This window comes from Methylocystis iwaonis, assembly GCF_027925385.1.
GTDB lineage: Bacteria > Pseudomonadota > Alphaproteobacteria > Rhizobiales > Beijerinckiaceae > Methylocystis > Methylocystis iwaonis.
Genome location: NZ_AP027142.1, coordinates 2,514,508 through 2,537,945, shown reverse-complemented (window position 1 = coordinate 2,537,945; position 23,438 = coordinate 2,514,508). Strand labels below are relative to the sequence as shown.

At 60.5% G+C, this 23,438-nt stretch carries 29 protein-coding genes and 1 tRNA gene; 22 read left to right on the top strand and 8 right to left on the bottom strand.

What is annotated here, in order from left to right; translation table 11 throughout:
* Positions 1-21: 21 nt before the first annotated feature.
* Both QMG84_RS12365 and QMG84_RS12360 read right to left on the bottom strand, forming a co-directional pair.
* Positions 22-747 (bottom strand): DUF1614 domain-containing protein, encoded by a 726-nt coding sequence (locus QMG84_RS12365; RefSeq protein WP_281928200.1) that lies wholly within the window; start codon positions 745-747, stop codon positions 22-24.
* A 214-nt stretch (positions 748-961) separates the two neighbouring features.
* On the bottom strand, positions 962-1,153 hold the full coding sequence (locus QMG84_RS12360) for a hypothetical protein (protein WP_281928199.1): 192 nt from the start codon (positions 1,151-1,153) through the stop codon (positions 962-964).
* A gap of 399 nt (positions 1,154-1,552) precedes the next feature.
* Here QMG84_RS12360 and QMG84_RS12355 point away from each other — a divergent pair, with 399 nt between their 5' ends.
* The 17 genes from QMG84_RS12355 to QMG84_RS12275 all read left to right on the top strand — a co-directional run bounded on the left by QMG84_RS12355 (position 1,553) and on the right by QMG84_RS12275 (position 15,214).
* The gene (locus QMG84_RS12355) at positions 1,553-2,944 is read left to right on the top strand and encodes a sigma-54-dependent transcriptional regulator (protein WP_281928198.1); all 1,392 of its coding nucleotides are present in this window, start codon (positions 1,553-1,555) and stop codon (positions 2,942-2,944) included.
* A complete protein-coding gene (locus tag QMG84_RS12350; protein ID WP_281928196.1) occupies positions 2,941-3,774 on the top strand; it encodes a GvpL/GvpF family gas vesicle protein in 834 nt (277 codons plus the stop codon). The genes QMG84_RS12355 and QMG84_RS12350 overlap by 4 nt, the downstream gene beginning before the upstream one ends.
* 94 nt (positions 3,775-3,868) lie before the next feature.
* Positions 3,869-5,332, top strand: a complete 1,464-nt coding sequence (locus tag QMG84_RS12345; protein ID WP_281928195.1) for a PAS domain-containing sensor histidine kinase — start codon at positions 3,869-3,871, stop codon at positions 5,330-5,332.
* Positions 5,333-5,407: 75 nt separating this feature from the next.
* Positions 5,408-5,758 (top strand): response regulator, encoded by a 351-nt coding sequence (locus QMG84_RS12340; RefSeq protein ID WP_202073476.1) that lies wholly within the window; start codon positions 5,408-5,410, stop codon positions 5,756-5,758.
* A 228-nt stretch (positions 5,759-5,986) separates the two neighbouring features.
* Complete coding sequence (gene gvpA, locus QMG84_RS12335) at positions 5,987-6,205, top strand: gas vesicle structural protein GvpA (protein ID WP_165053833.1); 219 nt, start codon at positions 5,987-5,989, stop codon at positions 6,203-6,205.
* Positions 6,206-6,287: 82 nt separating this feature from the next.
* Positions 6,288-6,740, top strand: a complete 453-nt coding sequence (locus tag QMG84_RS12330; protein ID WP_281928193.1) for a hypothetical protein — start codon at positions 6,288-6,290, stop codon at positions 6,738-6,740.
* A 123-nt stretch (positions 6,741-6,863) separates the two neighbouring features.
* On the top strand, positions 6,864-7,880 hold the full coding sequence (gvpN, locus tag QMG84_RS12325; RefSeq protein ID WP_202073474.1) for a gas vesicle protein GvpN: 1,017 nt from the start codon (positions 6,864-6,866) through the stop codon (positions 7,878-7,880).
* A 16-nt stretch (positions 7,881-7,896) separates the two neighbouring features.
* Complete coding sequence (locus QMG84_RS12320; RefSeq protein WP_202073473.1) at positions 7,897-8,220, top strand: hypothetical protein; 324 nt, start codon at positions 7,897-7,899, stop codon at positions 8,218-8,220.
* A gap of 39 nt (positions 8,221-8,259) precedes the next feature.
* Positions 8,260-8,664, top strand: coding sequence for a hypothetical protein (locus tag QMG84_RS12315; RefSeq protein WP_281928190.1), 405 nt, complete (start codon positions 8,260-8,262; stop codon positions 8,662-8,664).
* Between the two features lie 57 nt (positions 8,665-8,721).
* The gene (locus tag QMG84_RS12310) at positions 8,722-9,456 is read left to right on the top strand and encodes a GvpL/GvpF family gas vesicle protein (protein ID WP_281928188.1); all 735 of its coding nucleotides are present in this window, start codon (positions 8,722-8,724) and stop codon (positions 9,454-9,456) included.
* A 152-nt stretch (positions 9,457-9,608) separates the two neighbouring features.
* Entirely contained in the window at positions 9,609-9,857 is a 249-nt protein-coding gene (locus tag QMG84_RS12305) for a gas vesicle protein GvpG (protein ID WP_281928186.1), read from the top strand.
* A gap of 7 nt (positions 9,858-9,864) precedes the next feature.
* Positions 9,865-10,452 carry a gas vesicle protein GvpJ gene (gene gvpJ, locus QMG84_RS12300; protein WP_281928185.1) on the top strand — a complete coding sequence of 196 codons (588 nt, stop codon included), beginning with the start codon at positions 9,865-9,867 and terminating at the stop codon, positions 10,450-10,452.
* A gap of 11 nt (positions 10,453-10,463) precedes the next feature.
* Positions 10,464-10,802 (top strand): gas vesicle protein, encoded by a 339-nt coding sequence (locus QMG84_RS12295; protein ID WP_202073468.1) that lies wholly within the window; start codon positions 10,464-10,466, stop codon positions 10,800-10,802.
* Positions 10,799-11,317 (top strand): Hsp20/alpha crystallin family protein, encoded by a 519-nt coding sequence (locus QMG84_RS12290; protein ID WP_281928182.1) that lies wholly within the window; start codon positions 10,799-10,801, stop codon positions 11,315-11,317. The genes QMG84_RS12295 and QMG84_RS12290 overlap by 4 nt, the downstream gene beginning before the upstream one ends.
* A 31-nt stretch (positions 11,318-11,348) precedes the next feature.
* Positions 11,349-11,933, top strand: coding sequence for a hypothetical protein (locus QMG84_RS12285; protein WP_281928180.1), 585 nt, complete (start codon positions 11,349-11,351; stop codon positions 11,931-11,933).
* Positions 11,934-11,945: 12 nt separating this feature from the next.
* On the top strand, positions 11,946-14,141 hold the full coding sequence (locus QMG84_RS12280) for a CDC48 family AAA ATPase (RefSeq protein ID WP_281928179.1): 2,196 nt from the start codon (positions 11,946-11,948) through the stop codon (positions 14,139-14,141).
* 539 nt (positions 14,142-14,680) lie between these two features.
* The gene (locus tag QMG84_RS12275) at positions 14,681-15,214 is read left to right on the top strand and encodes a hypothetical protein (RefSeq protein WP_281928177.1); all 534 of its coding nucleotides are present in this window, start codon (positions 14,681-14,683) and stop codon (positions 15,212-15,214) included.
* A 144-nt stretch (positions 15,215-15,358) separates the two neighbouring features.
* On the opposite strand, the gene QMG84_RS12270 is transcribed toward QMG84_RS12275, so the two are convergent.
* Positions 15,359-16,570, bottom strand: coding sequence for an NADH-quinone oxidoreductase subunit D (locus QMG84_RS12270; protein WP_281928175.1), 1,212 nt, complete (start codon positions 16,568-16,570; stop codon positions 15,359-15,361).
* Positions 16,571-17,182: 612 nt separating this feature from the next.
* On the opposite strand from QMG84_RS12270, the gene QMG84_RS12265 reads away from it, so the two are divergent.
* Both QMG84_RS12265 and QMG84_RS12260 read left to right on the top strand, forming a co-directional pair.
* Positions 17,183-17,383, top strand: coding sequence for a LysM peptidoglycan-binding domain-containing protein (locus QMG84_RS12265; protein WP_246744919.1), 201 nt, complete (start codon positions 17,183-17,185; stop codon positions 17,381-17,383).
* Between the two features lie 325 nt (positions 17,384-17,708).
* A complete protein-coding gene (locus tag QMG84_RS12260; RefSeq protein WP_281928174.1) occupies positions 17,709-18,968 on the top strand; it encodes a GGDEF domain-containing protein in 1,260 nt (419 codons plus the stop codon).
* Positions 18,969-19,013: 45 nt separating this feature from the next.
* On the opposite strand, the gene QMG84_RS12255 is transcribed toward QMG84_RS12260, so the two are convergent.
* Positions 19,014-19,145, bottom strand: coding sequence for a hypothetical protein (locus QMG84_RS12255; RefSeq protein ID WP_281928173.1), 132 nt, complete (start codon positions 19,143-19,145; stop codon positions 19,014-19,016).
* Between the two features lie 226 nt (positions 19,146-19,371).
* Here QMG84_RS12255 and QMG84_RS12250 point away from each other — a divergent pair, with 226 nt between their 5' ends.
* Together QMG84_RS12250 and QMG84_RS12245 are read left to right on the top strand one after the other, a co-directional pair.
* Complete coding sequence (locus tag QMG84_RS12250) at positions 19,372-20,943, top strand: anti-phage dCTP deaminase (RefSeq protein WP_281928172.1); 1,572 nt, start codon at positions 19,372-19,374, stop codon at positions 20,941-20,943.
* Entirely contained in the window at positions 20,936-21,163 is a 228-nt protein-coding gene (locus QMG84_RS12245; RefSeq protein ID WP_281928171.1) for a hypothetical protein, read from the top strand. Before QMG84_RS12250 ends, QMG84_RS12245 begins: the two co-directional genes overlap by 8 nt.
* Before the next feature lie 261 nt (positions 21,164-21,424).
* Here QMG84_RS12245 and QMG84_RS12240 read toward each other — a convergent pair.
* A tRNA-Ser gene (locus QMG84_RS12240) sits at positions 21,425-21,514 on the bottom strand.
* A gap of 60 nt (positions 21,515-21,574) precedes the next feature.
* Here QMG84_RS12240 and QMG84_RS12235 point away from each other — a divergent pair.
* Positions 21,575-22,027, top strand: coding sequence for a gamma-glutamylcyclotransferase family protein (locus tag QMG84_RS12235; RefSeq protein WP_281928170.1), 453 nt, complete (start codon positions 21,575-21,577; stop codon positions 22,025-22,027).
* 15 nt (positions 22,028-22,042) lie between these two features.
* Here QMG84_RS12235 and QMG84_RS12230 read toward each other — a convergent pair whose 3' ends face one another.
* The 3 genes from QMG84_RS12230 to QMG84_RS12220 form a co-directional block, all read right to left on the bottom strand.
* Positions 22,043-22,327, bottom strand: a complete 285-nt coding sequence (locus QMG84_RS12230; protein ID WP_281928169.1) for a hypothetical protein — start codon at positions 22,325-22,327, stop codon at positions 22,043-22,045.
* Positions 22,328-22,504: 177 nt separating this feature from the next.
* Positions 22,505-22,882: a hypothetical protein gene (locus QMG84_RS12225; protein WP_281928168.1), complete on the bottom strand. Its 378-nt coding sequence runs from the start codon at positions 22,880-22,882 to the stop codon at positions 22,505-22,507.
* A gap of 227 nt (positions 22,883-23,109) precedes the next feature.
* Positions 23,110-23,319 carry a cold-shock protein gene (locus QMG84_RS12220; protein WP_202073445.1) on the bottom strand — a complete coding sequence of 70 codons (210 nt, stop codon included), beginning with the start codon at positions 23,317-23,319 and terminating at the stop codon, positions 23,110-23,112.
* Positions 23,320-23,438 lie beyond the last annotated feature (119 nt).

Sequence of the window (23,438 nt, the reverse complement as noted above, 5' to 3'; positions counted from 1 at the left end):
TCGTCGCTTTCACTTTCGCCTTCAGGAAGCCTGTACGGCGCTTTGCGTGCGGCCCCCGATCAGGCTCGCGAGCAGAACCGAGAGCACGCCGGTCAGGAAAATTCCATCGAATGTGCCGGCCCCGCCGATCGACAGCACGGGCGTGCCGAGGCCTGCGAGCTTGTCAAAATTCAACAGATCCGCGCCGACCAGAACGCCGAGGCTCCCGCTTGCATAGGCGAGCGGCGCAAGATGGCGCCAGGAGATGATCGCCGCAATGGTCGTCGCCGCCAGCGGGGCGACGAAGATTGGCAGCGCGATGCCGACGCCGCGTACCGGCTCTGCTAAAGCATAGCTGATCGCAGCGACGCAGGCGACCGCAATGGCGCCCCTGATCCAGATGGCGTTTCGCGACAGCAGGAAGATCGACAGCACGGTCGGGATGACGGTGCCGCCGACATTGACGGCAAGAATGACTTGAGGCTCCTCGACAAATCTCGGCACGACATAGGGAACGCCGTAATAGACGACCTCGCGCGCATCTATGATCGGTTCGCTCCCGAGCGTCGCCACCGGAATATTGATATAGCTGCCGAGCAGCGAGGCCAGGAGCAGGAAGACAGCCGTTCCGGAGCTGACGCCCAATTGCATATAGGCGTATTTGAGAATGCGCAGCTCGACGAGAATGACGAGCACGACGACGACGCCCGCCAGCAGGGCGAAGGCCGGCGCCGCTATAGGCAGATATTGCGCATCGCTGAAATGCATGGGGGCGCCTCCCGGCTTCTGCCGAGGAAGATGGGGCGGCCGCGCCTGTTCTTCCATAAGCATCAAAGGCCGGCTCCGCCGAGGACTGAACGACGCCGGGACGAGCTTACGGCCGGCGATCCGCGCAAATATTATCGGCGGGCAGGGAGCCCCGTGAGCGCAACACGAGTGAGAGACGCCCCGGGCCGAATGCAAGCACGGGGCGCTCGAGTGGCTATTTCTTGTATTTCCGCACCATCATCTCGATGGCGGTGACGGACTCCGAAACATTCAGCCAGTTTTCGGCCTGTTCGTCGTTCTTGAATTCCCGGCCCAGATTGATGGGCTCGTCATGGCCCGCCAGATGGAGAAAACAGGCCCATTTGCCATTTGGCAGTTGTTCGACTGTGACCTTCTCGTCCGCCATGTATCCTCCCCTTGCATTTGGCGTTTTTGTAACAAGTTGCGCGCGACGCGGGTGCGCAATCGCGCGCACGCAACAATCTTGCCAGCAAATTGATGTTCGCCTTCAAGGGCTCGCGGCGCCGCGCACAGCGTCATTGAACAGTCATATTCTCGCGCGGGCGACTGTCATTTCAGCAAAGAAAGATATGTGTGAATGTAAACATCAAGCGTAATCGCTACAATTTGCTCGAAATGCTAACGCCGTATTTACTTTTATTGGGGCTCCAGGAGGAATAAGTAGCGAACTTGACAGTAATCAATGAAGTTGGACGCGTTGGTAGACTAAGCTCGCTTCAGCTCTGAGATTGCACGTGCTGGCGGGCGCTTTGGCCCCCCAGCCTCAAAAATGATTGGCTCTATCATGTTGACGCGCAATCGAAGCTCGGTCCTGCTGATCGACGACGATCACGATATGCGCTGGGCAATGCGCAGCATATTGGTGGACGCCGGATTTGACGTGATGGAAGCGCAAGCCGGCGAGCCAGGTCTCGAATTGGCGTCGCGCCATCCGCCAGACGCGGTTGTTCTCGATATGCGCATGTCCGGAATCGGCGGCGAGGAGGTTTTGCGCCGATTATTGCAACGCGACCGGCGTCTCCCCATTGTCATCGCCACGGCTTACGGCACGATCACCGGCGCGATCAACGCCATCAAAGAAGGCGCGTTCGAATATCTCACCAAGCCGTTTCGCAACGATCAGTTCGTCGATGTCGTGAAGCGGGCTGTCGCCCGGCGAGCGGCGCTGCACAAGCAGAGCGCCGAAAATGTGCGCGCCGACATATTCGGCCTCATGGGGAAAAGCGCCGCCATCCAAAAGCTCGCCGATGAGATTGAAGCGGTCGCCCGCTCCGACTACTCGGTCGTCGTTCAGGGCGAGACCGGAAGCGGCAAGGAGATCGTCGCGCAAAGCCTGCATCGGCACAGCGGCCGCGTCGCCAAGCCGTTCATTGTCGTCGACTGCGGCGCGATCGCCGAATCCCTCATCAACAGCGAATTTTTCGGTCATGAGAAGGGGGCGTTCACGGGCGCAGCCGCACGCCATTGTGGGTGCTTCGAGGCCGCGGCCAAGGGGGGGACGATCTTCCTCGACGAGATCGGCAATCTCTCGATCGCCGGACAAAAGGCGCTTCTGCGCGCGCTCGAAGCGCGCACGATCCATCGCGTGGGCGGCAGCGAACAAATCAGCCTCGACGTCCGTGTTATTGCCGCCACGAATGACGCTCTCAAAGAGCGCGCCGAGGCGGGGGACTTTCGCGAAGACCTCTACTATCGTCTCGCCGAATATGTGATCTCGGTGCCGCCCTTGCGCGCGCGCCCGGAGGACGTGCCTTTTCTCGCGGAGCGCTTTCTGGTGCAGGCGCGTGACTGTCTGGGACAGGCGCCGATCGACATCGACGCGAAAGCGCTCGAGCTGTTGCAGGCGCATCATTGGCCCGGCAATGTGAGAGAATTGCGCAATGTGATGCGGCGCGCGGCGCTGACGTCGGCGGACGCCGTCTCCGCCGCGCATATCGCCGATCGTCTCAATCGCGCGCCGCTGCCCCCTTCGCAAACGCAAATGGCCGCCGCCGCGCCTTTGCGCGATCAGATGCGCTACCAGGTGCGGGCGGTCGAACGCGACGCCGTGCTCGACGCGCTCAATCGCGCAAAGGGCAACAAGGCGGAAGCCGCACGGCTGCTCGGCGTCGATTACAAGACATACCGCTTGAAGCTGAAAAGACTGGAAGGTGAGGGCGGAGACATCCGGCAATGAGGACGCCGGATCAACCCGAAACGGACGGCGCCATTTCAGGGTCGATCGAGCAGGCGATCTCTCTCATTGCCTTCGTCGACCCCGATCGCATCTCTGCCGAGCGATTGCCTGCGCCGGAGGGGCGCGCCTTGCGGCTGCATCGCGCCGGCGCCGTCGCTGCGATCGTCGACCTTGTCCCGATCGCGGACTTCTGCGGCGTCGATGCGGAGCGTCATTTGACCGACGTCTCATGGCTGGCGCCGCGCGTTCGCCGCCATGCGGAAATTCTGGCGTGGGCGATGCAATTCTCGCCAGTATTTCCCGTCCCTTTTGGAACGCTTTACACGAGCATCGAGAGTCTGGGCGCCTTCATGGCCGCGCATGAGGCGACGATCGCGCGTTTCCTTCTCAATGCGTCCGATAAAGAGGAGTGGGAGCTTCGCGCGGCGGCGCGTCTCGATGATCCGGCAATTCTGGATCAACTCGCGCGCAAGGCGTGGCCGGAGTGGGCGTCGCTGACGAGCGGCATCCGCTACATGCGCCTGTGCCGAGACAAAGAATCGCTGCGCGACTTCGGCCGCGCGGAAGCGGCGGCCGTCGCCGATCGGCTGGTGCAGGAGCTCGAGCCACTGACGGCGGGGCGACGCAACCGCAATCTCGAAGGGACCGATCTGGTCGCGCGCCATGCGTTTCTCGTCCCCAAGGAAAACGCCGCCGCTTTGAGCCGGCGCGTTGCGGAACTCAACAACCGGCTTGGGGCCGAGACCGTCGAACTGACTCTGTCGGGGCCTTGGCCGCCCTTCAGTTTTCGACCGCCGCTGGACCGTCCGCCGCTTCATTCCGCGAATTGAGATCGCGGGCGTTCGGGGACGCGCAAAAACGTCGCTGGCGCAAAGAAACAATCTCTTCTTGCAGATCTTCGGCCACAAACCTTTCGAGAAGCCGATGTTTCTAGACACGCTCGATCACGAAAGCTTCTTCCATGCAGTGATGGATACGATCCCTTCCTCGATTCTCATTCTCGACGAAAGCCTCATCGTCAGAACGGTGAACAGCAACTTTCTCGAAAAGTCGCATGGAAGCTTGCATACGACACTTGGAAAACGCCTGCAGGAAATTTTCCCGGCGGCGTTCCAGGATACGCCCCTGGATCAGCAGATACGCGAAGTCATCGGGTCGGGAAAAACGCTTCGACGCCGCCGGATGACCTATCGTGCGCCGGGCGTCGCTCTGAGAACTTATTCCTACAGCATTTGTCCCTTGCAGCTCCAGGGCGGCTCGCGCGGCGTCATCCTCGTCATGGACGATGTGACGGATCTCTTGCAGCTCGGGGAGGAGGTGCGGCGTATGCAGTTGCATCTTGCGAGCGTCGTCGAGAGCGCCGGCGATCTGATCATCTCGACGGACTCGCACGGCGCCATCATGACCTGGAATACAGCCGCGGAAAAATCGACGGGCTATGCGGAGGGCGAAGTTCGCGGCTCCGAATTGTCCGGTCATTTCGAGGAACCGCACAAACAGGAAGTCGAATCCAGCTTCCGGGGCATCAGCGAAATCGACGACTGCCACTCGATCGAATGGCCGATGCGCTGCAAGAGCGGCGAGACGATACCAGTCTCCTGGCGCTTATCGCGGATGACCAGCCATACCGGCGACGTGACGGGCGTCGTCGTGGTTGGCCGCAGCCTCGTGGAGCAGCGGGCGATGGAAGCTCAAATCCATCAGGGCGAGAAGCTTGCGGCGTTGGGCATTGTCATCGGCGGAATCGCGCATGAGATTCGCAATCCCCTCGGGGTCAGCTCCGCCGCGGCGCAGCTCATGAGAAATAGAATGGGCTCGCCCATTCTGCTCGGCGAATGTATCGATAAGGTGATCGGCGGCATAGATCGCGCATCGCTCGTGGTCGAAAGTCTGCTTCGATTCGCCCGGCCGCAGCCGATCACCGAAACGACGCAGGTCAACGTCGTGAATATGCTGAAGAACGCCCTGATGTTCGCTGCCGGCGAAGCGGCGGTCGGCACGCGATATGAGTGGAACCCGCCAGCGGAGACCGCTGATATTTGCGCCGAAGGCGTGCAAAACCTTTTGGAGCTCGTTTTCATCAATCTTATGCTCAACGCATTCCAGGCGATGCCGAATGGCGGCGTGTTGACAATCGACGTGCGCCGCGACGGCAAAGAAGTGATCGTCGAGATCGGCGATAGCGGCCCCGGTATTCCCGAGGCGCATTTGAGGAAGATTTTTGATCCGTTTTTTACGACTCGCTCGGATAGCAGACGTTCAGGCCTCGGTCTGTCGGTGTCGCATTCCATCGTTCGCCAGCATGGCGGCGATGTGAGCGTGCGGACGGCCTTGGGCATGGGGACGACATTCGCCGTTCGCATCCCTGCAGCGCGCGAGGCGTCTTGAGCGGAATGGCTCTCTGGAGGGTTCGACGCATTGACTCCTTTTCCCGCTTGCCTCGCGCCGAAAACAGCGCTCGTCGTGGACGACGATCAAGACATGTGCTGGGTGCTCGAAGCCGCTTTGAGCCGGATCGATTGGATGGCGGTTACCGCCAATAGCGCGCAGGAAGCGCTCGGCTTGATCAGTCAGCAAACCTTCCCGATCGCTTTCGTGGACGCGCGTTTGCCCGATATGGACGGGTTCCGTCTGAGCGCGCGCTTCCGCATCATACGCCCCGCCATGAGCGTCATCCTGATCTCGGGATATTTCCTCGCGGACGACGCCGGCATCCTCGATGCGATGCGGGCGTCGACGATCGACGGTTTCCTTGCGAAACCTTTTCAAATCGACGCAATCGCGGCGGCTGTGAGCAAGGGCGCCAAAGGGTAACGCCGCCCCTGGACCCGGGCGCCGACGCCCGACCTGCCAACGCGATACTTGAAACCATGCCAACGCGCAAAATTGAAAAGCAATGAAATATAAGCCTGAAATCGATTTGTCAGCTTACCGGCCCCTCTGGCGCCGCGGTTGCTCTATTCAATTCGGCCGGGGGAATGATGAGTTCTCTTCGGTGTGTTCGCAAAGTGCTCAAAGCGCTTTTAAGAATGGAGAAGCTTCATGGCACGCGTTCAAAAATCTGTGGACTCGTCAAGCCTCGGCGAAGTTGTCGACCGCATCCTCGACAAGGGCATCGTGATCGACGCCTGGGTCAAGGTCTCGCTCGTCGGCATCGAGCTGATCACTATCGAAGCGCGCGTTGTGGTGGCCTCGGTCGAGACCTACCTGAAATACGCCGAAGCTGTCGGCCTGACCGCTTCCGCGGCGGCCCCCGCCTAAGTCTATCCGCCATCGCTGGAAGGGCGTGTTTTTTAAACCCGCCCTTCCAGCAGTTTGGAAACTTCTGATGGAGGATTGGATCATGGCGAAGTTGTCGGAAGGATATTCGCGCGTCAAAAGCGGCATCGACTCGGGCCGGCACTCACGGGAAGAGCTTGCCGAACGGATCAAGGACGCCGCAATAAATCGCCACAAGGACATCGAGGCGCTTCTGGACAATCTGAAGGCCGCGAGGATCAGATCGGGTCGCGACCAGGCGGCGCAGCTCCGAAGAGCGACGGTGGCGCGCAGCAATGAAGTCCGCGCGACTCTGAATGGTCTGAAGTCGAACCGCGCACGCGAAAGCAAAGCCTATCACGAAAAGGCCGATGCGTTCATGCGCGATCTGACGAACGGCGTCGCCGCCCTTCTCGCATCCTTCGCGACGGCCAATCACGATCGAGCGTCGTCCTTGCACCGCTCTTTCTCGGAATATGCGCGCGACCGCAAGCACGCCGCTGCGATCTGGCACGGAAAAGCGTCCGCTCACCATTAAGGGAGTGCGGGCCCTCCAACCGAATTCGGAAGCCACGGCGCCAACAGCCATCTGGCTTCCTCTTCTCATCTCCGCCACGCGAACGCGCACGGCAGTTCAGCGCATTTTTGGAAAGGTCACGTCATGAGCGCGATAGCACTCGCCAGCCTAGGTCAGGACGCCGAGGATTTCTCCGACGACGACGGCTCCATCGCGCTCGGACCGAGCGACGCTTTCGTCAGCTCGCCGGCGGTTCAGGAGATTGCGGATCGTGCGCTCGCCTATCTCGACGCCGGATATGCCGTGCATTTTTCGGGGCCGGCGGGCAGCGGCAAAACCACGCTGGCGTTTCATGTCGCTGCGCAGCTCGGCCGTCCGAGCATCTTGCTCCATGGCGATCACGAGTTCGGCAGCTCCGATCTGATCGGACGCGAGAGCGGATATCGCAGATCGCGCGTGGTCGATAACTATATTTCTTCCGTCGTGAAGCTGCAGGAAGAGGGACGCGCGCTGTGGACCGACAATCGCATCACCACCGCCTGCCGTCTCGGTCATACGATCATTTATGACGAGTTCAACCGTAGCAAGCCGGAGGCGAACAACCCCTTCCTGAGCATATTGTCGGAAGGGGTCCTCAATGTTCCGGGTCTGCATGGGCGCGGCGAGGGATACATCAAGGTGCATCCACATTTTCGCGCCATCTTCACGTCGAATCCAGTTGAATATGCGGGCGTCTATCGCGCGCAGGACGCTTTGCTCGATCGCATGATCACACTTTATTTCGATCACTATGACCGCGATACCGAGGTTGCGATTGCTGCGAAAAAAGGCGGAGTCGATCAGGCGCGCGCGGAAAAGGTGGTCGACTTCGTTCGCTTGTGCCGCCGTCAGGGATCGGACCCGCATTATCCGACCTTGCGCGCATCGATCGCCATCGCCCGCGTGCTGGCGGCGCGCGGCGGCGAGGCCAGCGTCTCCAATCCGGTCTTCCGCTGGGCGTGCCGGGATATCCTTGGTCGCGGGTCTCAAAATTCCGCCAAGCCCGCAGAATTTACGGCCGACGTCGTCGACGAGCTGTTGCTGCAATTCGAGCTGGAAGCGCTCGAACGCGCGCAGCGCATGCATGCGCAAGGCCCGGCCAATCACTCTGTGCATTTTTGAGCTGGGAGAAGGCGACATGGCGATGCATCGACAGCCGTCCCGCGGCCTGAACGATCTGCGAACCTTGACCGGGCGCAACGACAAAAGCGTCCCCGCGCACAAGGCCTATCTGCGGATGAGCTTCCTCGAACTCGAACGCGCGCGGCGCTCGATGGAGCTGCGAGCGGCGACCGACCGTTCTGACGCCATACAGGCGAGATTTCGCGAAATCGACAAGGAAATCGGGGAAATTACGGCAAAGATGAATGGAACGGCGCCGCCGGCCCATCCCGTCGCAGCGGTTCGCAAGTCGCCGATCGGCATGCGGCAGGCGTCGAAGCGCTTTTCCTTCACTTATTGAGTGGCGCAGGTTCAACGCCAGTTCACGGAGAATGATCCAATGCCGCCTAAGACTCACATCGGCTCCGAACAGAGTTCCTCCAACGCCGCGCCGCCGCCTCCAGCGCCGCCGCCTCCCGCGTCCTCGGCGCCCAAAACGAAACCGGCGCCTGCAGCGCCCGCGGCGCCTTTCGGCGGTAAATTGTCGGGCGCCCGTGCGGCTGTTCAACAGTTTCTCACGACCGAACTCGGCGCAAAGGAACTGCGCATCACCAAGATCGCGCCGATCCGGCACGGCGACGGCGGTTGGAGCGCCGAAGCCGAAATTCTCGTGCCGAACCTCGAAGTGAAGATGCTCGGCTTGCCGCTGACGCAAGAAGTGCTCGAAAGAGAAACTTACTCCGTCGAGCTCGACGAGGATTTAACGGTCCGGGCCTATGGTCATATCGAAGAAGAAGAGATTTGAATCCTTTCTTATTTCGTTGGTTCGTGACTTCGGGTCGTTGGCGGGGGAGGAAGATCGATGGGCCTCTATGTCTATGCGGTGACGAGCAACGACAACGATCCGCCGCCCCTGCAGGGCGTTCTCGATCGTACGACCTTTCTTGTGGGCTCGGGCCCCTTGAACGCGATCGTTAGCGATTGTCCCGTGGGCGCTCTGCGGGCCGAAAGGCGCAATCTCGCCGCAGCGCAGCGCGTGCTCACCGCGCTCAACGCGAAATTCGATCTCCTGCCGATGGCCTTCGGCACAATCGCGAAATCGGAAAACGATCTGAGGCGGTTTCTCGACGGGCAGCGCGACCGGCTCGTCAGCCAGTTGGAAAGAGTTTCCGGCGCTGTGGAAATGGGCGTGCGGCTGAATATCGAAGCCGCCGATCCCATCGCTTATCTGGTTGCGCGCCACCCGGCGTTGCAGGCCGCTCGTGACCGAACCTATGTCGGCAGCCGCCCGCCGTCGCATGAGGCCAGAGTGCGTCTGGGTCAAATGGTAGACGAGGCGTTTCGGCGCTATCGGGAAGCGCAATCGGCTCAGGTGATCTCGGTCTTGGGCGACGCCTGCCTCGAAGTCGTCTCTTTGCCGGTTCGCAACGATAGAGAGATTGCGAATTTGGCCGCGCTCGTTCCCAGGGCAAGGTTAGAGGATTTCGAGCGGGCTGTGCAGGCCTCGGCGGCGGAGATCGAGGAAGATATTGCGTTCAACATCGCCGGCCCATGGCCGCCGCATAATTTCGTGCAATTTGCGCCGCACGAGGGTTAGGGCGATGTTCATCCTCGATGACGCCGTGAAGATCGTGACCAAAAGCGTCGGCTTCGTTCTGAGCAAGATTTTCAAGGTCAGATCGGGAAATGCGACGCGCAGGGCGAACTTTGGGCCAAACCCACCGGATTCAGATCGAAAGGGGCGGCGCCATGCTGCTGATCGATGATTTGCTCGCCGCCCCGATGCGTGGGCTGCTGTTCGTTTTGGAAAAGATCGACGAAGCCGCGCGGCAGGAGCGGGAGGCGGAGGAGCGCGCCATCATGGCGGAGCTATCGGAACTTTACCGTGCGCTCGAAACTGGCGCGCTGACCGAAGCGGAGTTCGACGCGCGGGAGGGAAAATTACTGACGCGGCTCGATAGCCTGCAAGGGAAGGGCGGCGCCGATGTCAATTCCTGAGCGCGGCATGGCTAATTTGAGTGCGCCGCAGCGCGATCTCTCGCTCTCGGAAGCGCTCGATCGCCTGCTGCATCGCGGCGTCTCGGCGCAAGGCAATCTGACCATTGGTCTTGCCGACGTGGACCTCATCTTTCTCGACGTGAGACTCTTGCTCGGGGCCGTCGACACGATTTGGCCGGACGGCGCTCCGGCGCAATCGGTCATCGAACCAAAATTGCCTCCCGCGTCCGCGACGCCGTCCGGCGCACTCACGGAACCTCACGCGCCGCGGAGCGTATCTCCCGCCGATCCAATTCAATTGCCGCAAGAGGATCGCATCGCGACTGCACTCGAGCGAAAGCCGGAGGGCTCCGGCCGCTCGACCGCCGATGGTCTTCTGCGCCTCGTGCTGACGCTCGTGCGGGTTCTTCATGATGTCCTCGAACGCCAGGCGGTGCGGCGGATGGAAGGGGGACGCCTGTCGGATGCGCAGATCGAGCGACTGGGCGCCGCGCTTTTCGCGCAGGCGCAGGAAATCACGCGTCTGCAACGGCAATTCGGCTTCTCGGAGAGAGAGCTTTCGCTGCAGTTTGGCGTCTCCGACAGCGCGCCGTGAAAGGACCGTTCATGTCAACGATGCATCAACCCATCACGCATTCGGTCGATAGCACCAATCTCGCGGATTTGTTGGAGCGCATTCTCGACAAAGGCGTCGTGGTCGCCGGCGATATTTCCATCAAGCTGGTCGAGGTCGAGCTCCTCACTATTCAGTTGAGGCTCGTGGTCTGCTCGGTCGACAAGGCGCGCGAGCTCGGGCTCGATTGGTGGAACCACAATGGCGCCCGCCTCGGCGCGTCGGACGGCGAGGCCAAGCTCGGCGCGATCGAGCAGCGAATGGAAAGGCTGGAGGAGGCGCTTTGCGCCCTTGTCGCGGCGCCAAGCAAAGCAGGGGAGGCGCATCCATGACGCGGAAAGACCGAAACGACAACGAAGACGTCACCGGCGTCGCCGGGCTCGAGAAGATCGCGCGGGGCCTGTCGAACCTGTTCAATGTGCTGGCCGACTTCGACAATCTTCCGCGACGGGGCCGCCATGAAAAGGATGGTCGCGTGATGGAATATTCGTTCGCCGCGCGCACGCTTCGCGAGGCGGCCGAAGGGCGCGTGGCGGCGGAGGAAGAGGCGCCGGCGCCGGAACAACCGCGGCGCCGCGCGGCGAAACGAACGACTGTCGAGATGCTCGAACCGGTGACGGATATGTTCGACGAAGGAAACGAGCTGGTGTTCCTTTTCGAGCTTCCAGGCGTCGAGCGCGAGGATATTCGCTGCATTCTCGACGGCGACATTCTGCTTCTCGAAGCGAAATCGGGCGTGCGGCTCTATCGCAAGGAAACCTTCATCGAGGAAAAGCTTGCGGGGAACGCTCCGCAACTCAATCTGCGAAATGGCGTTCTCGAAGTGCGGCTCGCCAAGCAATCCTAGCGTTGCGTGCGTCAGGGGAGCGCGTTGTGTCATGGCGCGATTGATCTACGTGCCTGTCCTTCACAGCATGGCTGAGATGGGCGCCGCCGCGCCCGCATATAAGGCCGCATTCATCGCCCGCCATGGCGCCGCCAAATGGGCGGAGCGCTGTGCGGCCTTCGACGCGATTTGGCGCTCCATCGCAGAGGCGATCAAGGCGTTGCGCCTCGATCTCCCGCGCGTCAAGCTCTACCAGGACAGCCTGCCGGTCTGCGATAAGGAGAGTGAATTGGTGATGGACCTTGCGGCGCAGGGAAGTCCCAACCATCAACTTCTCGAAAGCCTCATGCGGGGCGGCGCGACTCTCATGGGCACAGAATCGCCGGCGCTGCTGGTCGATGAATATAAGCTCATGCAATCGCCGGATCGGACGGACGCAAAGGCTTCGGCGCTTCTCGACGCCCGCGACCGCTTTATCGCCGAACGCATCGATCAGACGCTCGGCGAGGCGGAGGTCGGAGTCCTTTTCATCGGCGCGCTGCATCGGGTCGCCCGATTTCTGCCAGCGCGCATCAAAGTCGACTATGTGGCGATCCGAAGCGATTTGCCGCACGGCCAGGAACAACCCGGAATGTGAGGCGAGCGTCCCATGATCGAGAAAGCCAAGCAAGGCGACGGAATCCTGCGTCTCACCGTGGTCGAGGCGCGGCGTGAAGATGTTGGGCGCGGCGTGGCGCGGCTCGATCCGGAGACATTGCGTCAGATTGGCGCCGCTCCGGGAGAAGTTCTCGAAATTGCGGGCCGGGGGAAGACCGTCGCCAAGGCGATGCCGACCTTCAAGGAACAGAGAGGGCAGCATCTTATTCAGCTCGACGGCGTGTGCCGCACCAACGCCGGTGTGGCGCTGGGCCAAATGGTCACGATCCGAAAGGTTGCTCACGCGATCGCGCAAAAGCTCGTGGTGACTCCGCTCGGCGCCGGGGCTTTGCACGAAGACGAAATCGAACATACCGCGCGCCGGCTGGATGGTCTCGCCATCCGCACCGGCGACCGTGTGCGGATCGCGCTTTTCGGCGGAACGCATCGTGATTTCCTCGTCGGCCGAACGGAGCCGGATGGGCCCGTCATCGTTCACCCGGATACGTTGCTGTCGTTGGAGCGCCCGCGGTCGACGTCCTCTTCTTCCGCCGCGCCCTCGGAGTCCGATGACATCATCACTTACGACGATTTGGGCGGCATGGAGCGCGAGGTCGCGAAGATCCGCGAGATGGTGGAGCTGCCGCTGCTTCATCCAGAACTCTTCGAGCGGCTCGGCATAACGCCGCCGAAAGGCGTTTTGCTGCATGGCCTTCCCGGTTGCGGCAAGACGCTTCTGGGGCGCGCGGTCGCAAACGAGTCGGACGCGGATTTCATTTACGTCAGCGGGCCCGAAATCATTCAAAAGTTCTACGGCGAGAGCGAGGCGCGACTGCGTAAGATTTTCGAGGATGCGCAAAAGCGCGCGCCCTGCATCATTTTTTTCGATGAAATCGATTCCCTGGCTCCCAAACGGGAGCGGGTGGAAGGCGAAGTGGAAAAGCGCGTCGTCGCCCAGTTGCTCGCGCTCATGGACGGGTTGAAGAGCCGTGGCGACGTTATCGTCATGGCGGCGACGAACCGTCCCAACAGCCTCGATCCCGCATTGCGCCGGCCCGGAAGGTTCGACAGGGAGATCGCCATCGGCATTCCCAATGAGCAGGCGCGGCGCGAAATCCTCGAGATTTACGCGCGGGGCATGCCGCTTGGGATCGATATCGATCTTGCTGATCTCGCAGCGACGACGCATGGATTCACTGGCGCCGATTTGAATGCGCTTTGCCGGGAGGCGGCCATGGCGGCGCTGCGTCGCCAGCTTCCCGCATTGACGCTGGGGGACAGCCCCATGGCCTATGACGCGCTGATGACGCTGGAAGTTATTATGGCGGATTTCGCCGAAGCGATGAGCGAGGTGTCGCCCTCCGGCTTGCGCGAAGTGGCGGTGGAGACGCCCAATGTCGAATGGCAGGATGTCGGGGGACTCGACTCCATCAAGGAAGCGTTGAAGGAAGCGATCGCCTGGCCGGTGAGCCAGCCGCAGCTCTTCGAGGCGATCGGCTTGCAGCCGCCGCGCGGGATATTGCTCTATGGCCCGCCCGGAAACGGAAAGACGCTGATTGCGAAAGCGCTCGCCTCTCAGAGCAATTTGAACTTCATTTCCGTGAAGGGGCCCGAACTCTTGTCGAAATATATCGGCGAGTCCGAATTGGCCGTCCGCGAGCTTTTTGCGCGCGCGCGTCATGCGGCGCCTTGCGTGGTGTTTCTGGACGAAATCGACTCCCTCGCGCCCAAACGTGGCCTGGACGGCCGGTCACCGGTAACGGACCGCGTCGTGAGCCAGTTGCTCACCGAGCTCGATGGCGTCGAGACGTTGAAGCAGGTTTGGGTGATCGGCGCGACGAACCGTCTCGATATTATCGACGACGCGTTGCTCCGGCCGGGCAGGCTCGATTTCCACTTGGAGGTGACGCGGCCCGATCTCGCGGCGCGCGCCGCCATTCTTGCGGTGCATTTGCGCAAAAAGCCGGTCGACGAACGCGTCGATCTCGACGCGCTCGCCCAAGCGGCCGAAGGCATGTCGGCCGCCGAAGTGCGCTTTTTATGTGATCGCGCCGCAATGAGCGCCATCCGCCGCATTTACCCGACCGGCGGAACGCAAGCCGTCGACGTCGGCGCGCTGCGTATCGAGCAACGCGATTTCGACGATGCGCTCACGGCGCAAATCGCGGCCTCGAAACAAGCGGCGCTGTCCGGCGCCGCCTATTCCTGATCTGAATTAAATTCCACGGCCGCGCCTAAAAAGATTCGACGCTCGCAGCCATATCCGGGACCAGACGAACCCGGTAACGCGCGTTTTCGCACCTTATGATCCACACCGCCTCGTCTGGCCGGGACGCGGCGGCGTCGCGGGTCGCGCTTTTGGGCGCATCGCATTTATAGCCCTGCGTGCGCAAATGCGCCGCGAGGACTTGCTTGGGCGATTCCTGAGCGACGCATGGCGTTGCGAGGCCCACACATGTGCTTGCCATCAGGATCTTGGCCCAGCTTGTCATCTCACGGCTCCCTTTGTCGTCGGATCGCACTTTGCGACATCCTAGTTCAAGCTCGAGAGGCCGGAAAGAACCAAGCGTCGCTTCGCTTCTTCGCGGGCTGCCTGGAAGCCGAATTGGGCTGAATTAGATAAGGAGCTGCTTCGGTCGGCGCCGCTCTCGCGACGCCGGCGGAAATCACGCGGAGGCGACGCTGTCGGATCAGCCTACTCCCAAAGGTAGCTTCGAGCGTGAACATGAGAAGCTCGGGCGCGAGGAATTGCTGGCGCTTCTGCGCGACGTAATGGAGCAGCGCGACACGGTGCTTTCGCAATATGAGGCCATGGCGCTGCAGGTCGATGAAGCGGTGCGAGAGGTCGACGAGGCGCTGGTTGAATCCCAACACAACGCCAAAATGGCGAAGGAGATTGACGAACGCGCCGAGTGTGAAGCGGCGCGCGCCAACGAGCTTTTGCGCGAACTCGACGAGGAGCGCCGCAAGAGCGCGGCGCGCGCCGAGGAAATCGCGCGTCTGCGCCATACGATCGAGTATGGGCCGTATGAGGGCCCCTGGCGCGTGGCGTCGCTTGCCCTAGTGCAGATCATCGAGGATGCGATCGCCTGGGTGAGAGCGAAAATTCCGCCCGAGAGCGCGTTTCTGCCTTGGTTCGACAAAGCGGTCGCGCTGGCGAGAACCGGTGGACGCTTGGGGCTGAAAAGCGCTGTTACATTTTTAAGATGGGCGCAACCCCACGCCGTCGCTTCATGGGATTGGCTAAAAAGGGAAGCTGCGCGGCGAATGAGCAAGCGTTAGCTTGCGGTTGGCGTCCGTCATTGCGAGCGGGGCGAAGCAAACCAGAGCGCCATCGCGGCTCTGGATTGCTTCGTCGCTTCGCTCCTCGCAATCACGGCGCTCGCATATCAGCTTCACAGTCGCCGAGTCTCGTCTATGGAAGGCCTATCGATCGATCTCCCCGAACACGATATCCAGCGAGCCGACGATGGCCGAGACGTCGGCCAGCATATGGCCGGCCGCAAGGCGGTCCATGGCTTCGAGGTTGGCGAAGGAAGGGGCTCGTATCTTACATCTGTAGGGCTGGTTGCCGCCTTCCGAGACAAGATAGACGCCGAATTCGCCTTTGGGCGCTTCGACTGCGGCGTAAACCTCGCCGGCTGGAACGTGAATGCCTTCGGAATAGAGCTTGAACTGCTCGATCGTCGCTTCCATGGATCGTTTCATGGCGTTGCGCCTGGGCGGCGCGATCTTGCCGTCCTGTACGATGATGGGGCCATAGCCCTCCGGCGACTGCAATCTTTCGATACATTGCGTCATGATGCGCACGGACTGGCGCATCTCTTCCATCCGCACGCCGTAGCGATCATAGCAATCGCCGTTAGCGCCGACGGGGATGTCGAATTCGAGCTCCTCGTAGCATTCATAGGGCTGAGCCTTGCGAAGATCCCAGGGCGCGCCGCATGCGCGGACCATCACGCCGGAGAAGCCGCACGCCCATGCTTCGTCGAGCGTGATCGCGCCAATGCCGACATTACGCTCTTTGAAAACCCGGTTCTCACCGAGAATTTCATCGAGGTCGTCGCAAACCTGCAGGAACGGCGGGCAGAATGCGTAGATGTCGTCCAAAAGCTTTTCGGGCAAATCCTCGTGAACGCCGCCGAAGCGGAAATAATTCGCATGCATCCGCGCGCCGGAGGCCCGCTCATAGAAAACCATGAGCTTCTCGCGTTCCTCGAAGCCCCAGAGATTGGGCGTCAGTGCGCCGACATCCGAGGCTTGCGTGGTGATGTTCAGGAGATGCGACAGCAGCCTGCCGATCTCGCAGTACAGAACGCGAATGAGCTGCGCGCGTTTGGGCGGCGTTATCTCCAATAGCTTTTCGACCGCCAAACAAAACGCGTGCTCCTGGTTCATCGGCGCGACGTAATCCAATCGGTCGAAATAGGGAATGGATTGCAAATAGGGCCGGCTCTCCATGAGCTTTTCCGTGCCGCGATGCAAAAAGCCGATATGGGGATCCGCCCGTAGAACGACCTCCCCATCGAGCTCCAAAATCAACCGAAGCACGCCATGCGCGGCCGGATGCACTGGCCCGAAGTTGAGCATGAAGCTTCTCAGCGGCTCGGCTTTTGCGGGAGAGGGCTGTAGCGGCATCGGTCTCGCCGGGTTGGTCTCGCTCGGCTGCGAGATAGCGCGCATTCCGCAAAAGTTGATAGGCTTCATCGCGCTTGTTCGTTGGCTTCCGTCTTCTAGGTCACTGTTGCCGCCAAAATCCATGAGGGTCGTCGTGGCCTATGTCGTTGTCCATGGAGCCGACCGAGCTCGCGATCTACCCGCAAGCGCCAGCGAATGCCTCGAGCTGGTCAAGACCCTGCAGGCGCGCGCCGAAGCGCCGATCGAGATCACGGACGATCGTGGCGCCCCGCTGGGGCTTCGCGATTTGGAAGCGCTTCACAAAACGGAAGTGGAGAACGGCCCTCTCATTCGCCGCGCGCCGGCCGCGGAGACGCGCGAAGGAGCGAGACAGTCTCTGGGCGAGAACAAGGGGCGGCTTGCGGCCGGCTTGCTGATGGCGAGCGCCATGGTCGCTGTCATCGCTGTGACAGCGATCCGTAATTGGGCGCCCGGCGAGAGCGGGATCGAAACAGCGGGAGGGGAAGCGTCGCAAGGCGCCGTGACGGGCCCCGTGGAGGCCCCAAAGCCAGAGCCCGAAACAGGCGGCGGGCCCTCGGCCGCACAGGCCGCGAAGGAACAACCGGGGAGCCGATGGGCTCGGGCGAAGCCGCGCCGAGCAGCTATACTGTCGTCGCCAACGACACTTTGCGCGGGGTCGCGAAGAAGCTCTTCCATGACGCCGGGCGCTGGCGGGACATTGCGCAGGCAAATCCCGACATCGATCCCAATCGGTTACGCCCCGGGCAGGTCATCGCGCTGCCAAAGGCGCCCAGGCTGGCGGGACACAAATAATCCGAGAGCGGCCGGCGTATTCTGATTTGTTTGCGAACGACTAACCACGAATGACGCTTTAAATTAACAATTAAATATGCGCGCGCTAACATGTTGCAGTATAAAGCTTCTCAATTGGAGCAGAGGCGCTGGCCGCTCGAACGCGTTCCGCAAAAGTCGATAGGCTTTTGCGATATGAGTGCGCTCAGCTTTTTGAATCTGCGCGCTTTCCTCATCGCGGGCACGATTCCTGCGAGCGGAGAGCGGGCTAAGGTTCGGCCAAACCTTGTCATGCAGACGAGGCGGAAACGTCGCGTGATGTAACGCGAATCCAGGAAGAACAGCGATGGAGGCGCTCGCGTGGCCGGCGGCTGCAGGCGCGTGCATCGGCAAGGTTGGCGAGAGTCTGATGAGCATTCTGCTACCGACGCTTTTTGCCTTCAACACCTTCATCTATGCGCTCCTGGGCGCGTTCATGTATTTCATCTGGCGCGAGGATAGAGCGGGAGAGTTCCGCTTCTGGTCCCTGGCGTTTTTCCTCAACAGCGGCGCGTTGCTGGTGTATGCGGTGAGCGATCTCGCCGCGATCCCTCCCGTCCTCGCGGGCGCCCTCAATCTCTGGGGGGTGGGCGCGCTTTGGGCGGGGATCCGGGTTTTTGTCGAAAAACCGATCAGCAGAGTCGCGGCGATAGCCGGCGGCGCCATCTGGATCCTGGCTTTTTCCGACGTCTCGCTTCTCATTCGCATCGATGGGCGCGTGACGATCGCCGCGGCCTATGCGTTTTCGATCGCCTATGAGCTCTACTCTTACAACAAGGAGCGTCTGACCATCGCGCGCGCGACGGCGGCGCTTTCGGCGTTCCATGGCTGCTTCATGGCGCTCATGGGGATCTACGCCCAGTTCGTGACTGTCGATACGCCAATGAAGTCGGTTTACGACTCGCCAATCGCCAAATTCATGGCCGCTGAAGGCATGAGCCACGGGATCGTGCTTGGATTCATGCTGCTCGCGCTTTCGAAGGTGCGGGCCACGGCGCGGCAGAAGATTGCGGCGCTGACCGATCCGCTCACGGGCTTGGGGAATCGGCGCGCCTTCGATCTTGCTGCGGAACGCGCCATCGAGAAATCGCGTGGAGCTGAGACTCTGGTTCTGCTCGTCTTCGATCTCGACCGCTTCAAGATGATCAACGACCGTTTCGGACACGCCGAGGGCGATCGCGTGCTGAGGCGCTTCGCCGATGTTGCCGCGCGTAACACAAAAGCGGCAGGCGGCGTGCTGGCTCGGGTCGGCGGAGAAGAATTCGCCGCCTTGCTGATCTGCGAACCATCGACAGGCTTATCGACCGCAGAACGGATTCGGTGCGATTTCGCCGAGGAAGCGGCCACCCTTGCGGATGGATTGGCGACAGTCAGCGCGGGAGTTGCGGCGATGCAGGATCGGACCGCCGGTTTGGCGGCGTTGATGCGCGCGGCGGATGAAGCGCTTTACATGGCGAAGGCCGCAGGCAGGAACCGGGTTTTTCTGTCTCCCGACGCCGCCCGCGTTGCGTCGCGAGCGACAAGAAACCGTTACGACGATATGTTGCCGCCGTTGACGGCTGCCTGAGCGGGCGGACGCGCTCTTGGCGCGAGATGGGCGATCCGCCCGGTTCTATTCCTCGCCCGTGCAGGACGGGAAGACGGCGGCGGCGGCCGGGGCCAAGATGTCGCCCGCGGCGAAGGCGGTGATCGAGAGAGCCGCCAGGGCGATAAAGAGACGGCGCAGCATCGCAGAATTCAGCATGGGAAACTCCTTCTAGTGACGCCCTTGCGGCGTGGGAGGGAGTTAAGCGGAGCGCGCGCCCCAGAGCTGTGCGCGGTCGCACCGAGAAATTCACAATATGAGATAAATGAAAGGGTTGCATCAATACATGTAGTATCAGTCTGTTTAGGCTCTTGCGCGCCGTAAACGCAGAGAGATACGATTTTGCCTGATTCCAGGTGATTTTCTTGATTCAGTGGAGATTAAGTTGGCGTCTAGACCAGCTATCAAGCGCGCGAGCATACGGCCAGTTAATGACCTCTTCAATGCGCAGCATCAAATCAAAAACTCGCACACGAGCGAGCTTGTTATCGCTCTCTGCGGACCCATCGGTTCACCATTGCATAAGGTGGCGGAGGCTTTTGAAAAAAGCCTTAAAAAAGAATTCGGTTACGACCCGTGTATCGTATTGCGCTTAAGTCGATTGATTGAGCAACATGAAAGCGTTGCGCCAAGCGCTACTGCATACGAAAGAACGAAAGCACTGATAGAAGGCGGCGACTCGCTACGCAAGCAACATGGAAACAGCATTCTTGCAGAACTTGCTGTAAGCGAGATTGCCCTTGAACGAACCAAGCATAAAGAAGCTAGTGAGTCGGCGGCGTTTCGGCCGCGTAGAATTTGCCATATCATCGACTCGATTAAAAATCAGGAGGAGCTTGATCTTCTACGGCTCGTGTATCGCGATATGGTCTATGTTATTGGCGTCTTTTCTCCGCTTCCGGCACGTGTAAAAGCACTCGAACAAAGTGGAATGAAGCTCTCCGAGATTTACGAACTTGTTGACCAAGACTCTGGTGAAGAATTCGCCCATGGTCAAACAGTCCGAGACACCTTTCCTCACGCTGACTTTTTTCTCCGCATTGATACTGACACGGACAGTCAAATCAAAACCAGAGTCGAACGGTTCCTGCAATTAATTCTGGGAACGAAAGTTGTTACGCCAACCGCAGCTGAGACGGCCATGTATGCGGCTGCATCTGCCGCTACGAATTCCGCGTGCTTATCTAGGCAGGTAGGGGCTGCGCTAACTGACCAGAGTGGAGCGGTAATCTCGACCGGTTGGAACGATGTGCCCAAGTACGGGGGCAATCTGTATATGACTGACCCTGTGAACGATCCTCACTCGGATAATGACAGGCGCTGTTGGAACCTAAAAGGCGGAAGATGTTTTAACGATGATGAGAAGGATCAAATATCTCAGATTCTGGCAGCTGAGCTGGTCAACTCTGGCATCATAGATAATGGACATAAGGAAGCGATATCGTCAATAATTTCGAAGAACAGCAAAATAAAAAATTTGATAGAGTTTTCTCGATCTGTGCATGCAGAAATGCATGCAATAATTAATGCTGGCCAAACAGCTAAGGGTTCTATAGTGGGTGGCAAGATTTATATTACAACGTATCCTTGCCATAATTGCGCGCGACACATAATTGCAGCGGGAATTACAGAGGTATTCTATATCGAGCCTTACCGGAAAAGTTTGGCAACGAAGTTGCACGACGATTCCATCACTGAAGAGGAATCTGACAAGTCGAAGGTTCGGATTCTCCCGTACGACGGAGTCGCTCCTTCGCGCTATTTAAAGCTCTTCAGGATGCCGCAAGCTGGCCGGAAGAGCGGAGGGAAAATGATTCTAGTTGATCCACAAGATTCACAGCCTAGATTCGACAAGACACTAGAGGCGCTTCCGACCCTCGAAGCCATCGTGTTAAAGGGGTTGAAAGAAAAAAAGCTTATCCCCGATTCAGAGGGTGGAGGAGATGGCGATGCGTGAGGAGCAAACCCAGTTATCGTTCAACTTCTCCGCTTCAATAGATGCTGAGAAGCAGGTCCGCCAATCAGAGCAGGTGCGCGCACCCTCAGCCGGTCACGGCGACGACTTAGACGGGTCAGCCGATATCGTCTGCTTGGAAAAACATCGGGCAAAGAAGCTGAGCAATGAGAGGTCAAATTATTTCGATGCGATCCTAAAACTCGCCTCTCACATTGGTTGACCGAGGGCAGGGCGCAAAAGGTTCTGTCAGTGAACGACGCGAACTGAGTCCCGGCGTAGAGGCTGAGAAGCGCTTAAACCCTTATTTGCACTTTGAAACCCGCTCTTTTGCGCCGACGCATCGCGCCACGCGCACGCTACTGTCTGCATCGTTTTCGCTGACTAACCCAAGTTTCGGTTGAACCTATTTCGACTGCCGTTATGGCAGGCGATAGGCCGAGTCAAAGATATTGTCAGCAATCCATTGATTTTACTAGAAAAATGGCGGAAGAGGTGGGATTCGAACCCACGGTGGAGTTGCCCCCACGGCGGTTTTCAAGACCGCTGCCTTAAACCACTCGGCCACCCTTCCCCGGCGCGTGATATAGCACGGCGGCGCCGTTGCGCGAGAGGGCAAAGGAAGAGATCGACTGTGCCGCTGCATTTTGCCTATGGCTCCAATATGGACGCCGCCGCTATGGCGCGGCGCTGCCCGCGTTCGCGGCTTCTGGGGCGGGCGCGGCTCGCGCGCTGGCGTTTCGTCATTCTGCCCTCGGGCTTCGCCAGCGTCGTTCCCGATGCGCGCGCCGCCGTCCATGGCGCGCTGTGGGACGTCCCGCCCTCGGACGTCGCGGCGCTCGACCGCTACGAGCAGGTGGGGCAGGGGCTCTACGCCAAGAAAATCATCCCCGTTCTGCGCGAGCCCTTCGGCGCGTCCCCGGCGCTCGTCTATATCGGCGCCGCCCCGCCGCCGGGCGCGGCCGGCGCGTCGGCCTGGCCAAGCTATCTTGCCGAGATTATCGGGGCGGCGCAGGCGCTGGAGCTGCCCGCGGCGCATATCGCCTATCTGGCTTATCTCGCGGCGGAGCAGAAGAAAGGCCGCTGAAACGCCGCCGCGCTTTCACCACTGGCGCAGGCAGGCGCATGGAACAAGGCCGGCCTCGGGCCAGTCTTCGAGAAACTGGCGCAGAACCAGCAAGAGGTCGGCCGCCTGCGCCGACGCCCCCAAATCGGTCGCCGCGCAGAAATCGGCGACGATCATATCGCGCACGGCGTCGGGCCCACGCCAGAGGTTGAGCAGATAAGACGAGAGCAGCACGCGGCTCCTGGCGGATGGCGCGGCCGCAAGGATCGTCTCGCCGGCGTGCGGGCGTGTCGCGATCGTAATCTTTTGAACATTCAGCATCTTGCAATCCTTGCCCAACCAGCTCTGCGACAGATTGCCGCACTTAGGGGCCAGCTTTCAATTGCGTAAATTTACGTAATTCTTTGGATAACTCATCGGTGCCTGTTGACTCCGCGAGGGCAAATCATCTCGCAGCGCGCTGCGCGTCAAACCGATATATCGGGGGCGGGGCCCGCGCTATGCTGCTTTCGTATTCGGCAAAGTGGCTATTCGCGGCTCTGGCGGCTTTCGGCGGACAAAGCCGGCATAGGCGCAGCGGGTGATGACGGCTTGCATGATCGAAGAGGCGTCAGGACGGAAGATCGCCTCCTCCTCTTCTTCGTTCACGGTGAAGATCTCATACGTCGTGTTTTCTTTCCGACCGAAACAGGCGAACTGGTAGCGCCACCCTCGCCGTCCCCGACTTTCATCGAAGAGCCGCGCGGCGACGACGGCGAGTTGCTCGAGGGCAATTTCACGAAAAGCGCAATCGGCCCATTCGGCCGAATCTTTGGCAAAATCCGCCGTGTCTCCAAGGACTCTGTCGGAGGCCCACTCGACGAGAACAAGACGCATCGCGGTCACGCGGGTAAATTGCGGCTTATCGCCGCTACCGCCAGATGCTGGCGCCGCTCATGGTGACGCTCAATTAGGGAAACTACGTAGAAAGCGCCCGCGCGCCCCCCGCGCTTGCTGCAGGCGGCTCGAACGCCCAGTCGCGCCCTGCTTTTTCGCGTCCGGCAAAAACAAAAAGAGCCGCCGTTGCGACGGCGGCCCTCGATCTTGTTCGGGGTCGGCGCCCGTCAGGCCGGCTTGAGCTGATCGGCCGACGACTTGCCCGAGCGGCGGTCCGCCACGATCTCGTAGCTGATCTTCTGGCCTTCGCGGAGGTCGTTCATGCCCGCGCGTTCGACGGCGCTGATGTGGACGAAAACGTCCGGCCCGCCCTCGTCAGGCTGAATAAAGCCAAAGCCCTTTTGGGCGTTAAACCACTTTACGGTTCCAGTTGCCATTCTTCTCTCCAAGCACGGAGAAAGGCCCGCATGCGCGGGGCCGGGTCGATCGATGTCTGGAGGGTGATCATCAGCAGTTCCCGGAGGAACAGGGCCGAGTCGTCAGGCCGTTCGTTATC

Coding starts and splice junctions, on each gene's coding strand:
- QMG84_RS12365 (WP_281928200.1), bottom strand. CDS start 747: ATGCATTTCAGCGATGCGCAATATCTGCCTATAGCGGCGCCGGCCTTC.
- QMG84_RS12360 (WP_281928199.1), bottom strand. CDS start 1,153: ATGGCGGACGAGAAGGTCACAGTCGAACAACTGCCAAATGGCAAATGG.
- QMG84_RS12355 (WP_281928198.1), top strand. CDS start 1,553: ATGTTGACGCGCAATCGAAGCTCGGTCCTGCTGATCGACGACGATCAC.
- QMG84_RS12350 (WP_281928196.1), top strand. CDS start 2,941: ATGAGGACGCCGGATCAACCCGAAACGGACGGCGCCATTTCAGGGTCG.
- QMG84_RS12345 (WP_281928195.1), top strand. CDS start 3,869: ATGTTTCTAGACACGCTCGATCACGAAAGCTTCTTCCATGCAGTGATG.
- gvpA (WP_165053833.1), top strand. CDS start 5,987: ATGGCACGCGTTCAAAAATCTGTGGACTCGTCAAGCCTCGGCGAAGTT.
- QMG84_RS12330 (WP_281928193.1), top strand. CDS start 6,288: ATGGCGAAGTTGTCGGAAGGATATTCGCGCGTCAAAAGCGGCATCGAC.
- gvpN (WP_202073474.1), top strand. CDS start 6,864: ATGAGCGCGATAGCACTCGCCAGCCTAGGTCAGGACGCCGAGGATTTC.
- QMG84_RS12320 (WP_202073473.1), top strand. CDS start 7,897: ATGGCGATGCATCGACAGCCGTCCCGCGGCCTGAACGATCTGCGAACC.
- QMG84_RS12315 (WP_281928190.1), top strand. CDS start 8,260: ATGCCGCCTAAGACTCACATCGGCTCCGAACAGAGTTCCTCCAACGCC.
- QMG84_RS12310 (WP_281928188.1), top strand. CDS start 8,722: ATGGGCCTCTATGTCTATGCGGTGACGAGCAACGACAACGATCCGCCG.
- QMG84_RS12305 (WP_281928186.1), top strand. CDS start 9,609: ATGCTGCTGATCGATGATTTGCTCGCCGCCCCGATGCGTGGGCTGCTG.
- gvpJ (WP_281928185.1), top strand. CDS start 9,865: ATGGCTAATTTGAGTGCGCCGCAGCGCGATCTCTCGCTCTCGGAAGCG.
- QMG84_RS12295 (WP_202073468.1), top strand. CDS start 10,464: ATGTCAACGATGCATCAACCCATCACGCATTCGGTCGATAGCACCAAT.
- QMG84_RS12290 (WP_281928182.1), top strand. CDS start 10,799: ATGACGCGGAAAGACCGAAACGACAACGAAGACGTCACCGGCGTCGCC.
- QMG84_RS12285 (WP_281928180.1), top strand. CDS start 11,349: ATGGCGCGATTGATCTACGTGCCTGTCCTTCACAGCATGGCTGAGATG.
- QMG84_RS12280 (WP_281928179.1), top strand. CDS start 11,946: ATGATCGAGAAAGCCAAGCAAGGCGACGGAATCCTGCGTCTCACCGTG.
- QMG84_RS12270 (WP_281928175.1), bottom strand. CDS start 16,570: ATGCCGCTACAGCCCTCTCCCGCAAAAGCCGAGCCGCTGAGAAGCTTC.
- QMG84_RS12265 (WP_246744919.1), top strand. CDS start 17,183: ATGGGCTCGGGCGAAGCCGCGCCGAGCAGCTATACTGTCGTCGCCAAC.
- QMG84_RS12260 (WP_281928174.1), top strand. CDS start 17,709: ATGGAGGCGCTCGCGTGGCCGGCGGCTGCAGGCGCGTGCATCGGCAAG.
- QMG84_RS12255 (WP_281928173.1), bottom strand. CDS start 19,145: ATGCTGAATTCTGCGATGCTGCGCCGTCTCTTTATCGCCCTGGCGGCT.
- QMG84_RS12245 (WP_281928171.1), top strand. CDS start 20,936: ATGCGTGAGGAGCAAACCCAGTTATCGTTCAACTTCTCCGCTTCAATA.
- QMG84_RS12230 (WP_281928169.1), bottom strand. CDS start 22,327: ATGCTGAATGTTCAAAAGATTACGATCGCGACACGCCCGCACGCCGGC.
- QMG84_RS12225 (WP_281928168.1), bottom strand. CDS start 22,882: ATGCGTCTTGTTCTCGTCGAGTGGGCCTCCGACAGAGTCCTTGGAGAC.
- QMG84_RS12220 (WP_202073445.1), bottom strand. CDS start 23,319: ATGGCAACTGGAACCGTAAAGTGGTTTAACGCCCAAAAGGGCTTTGGC.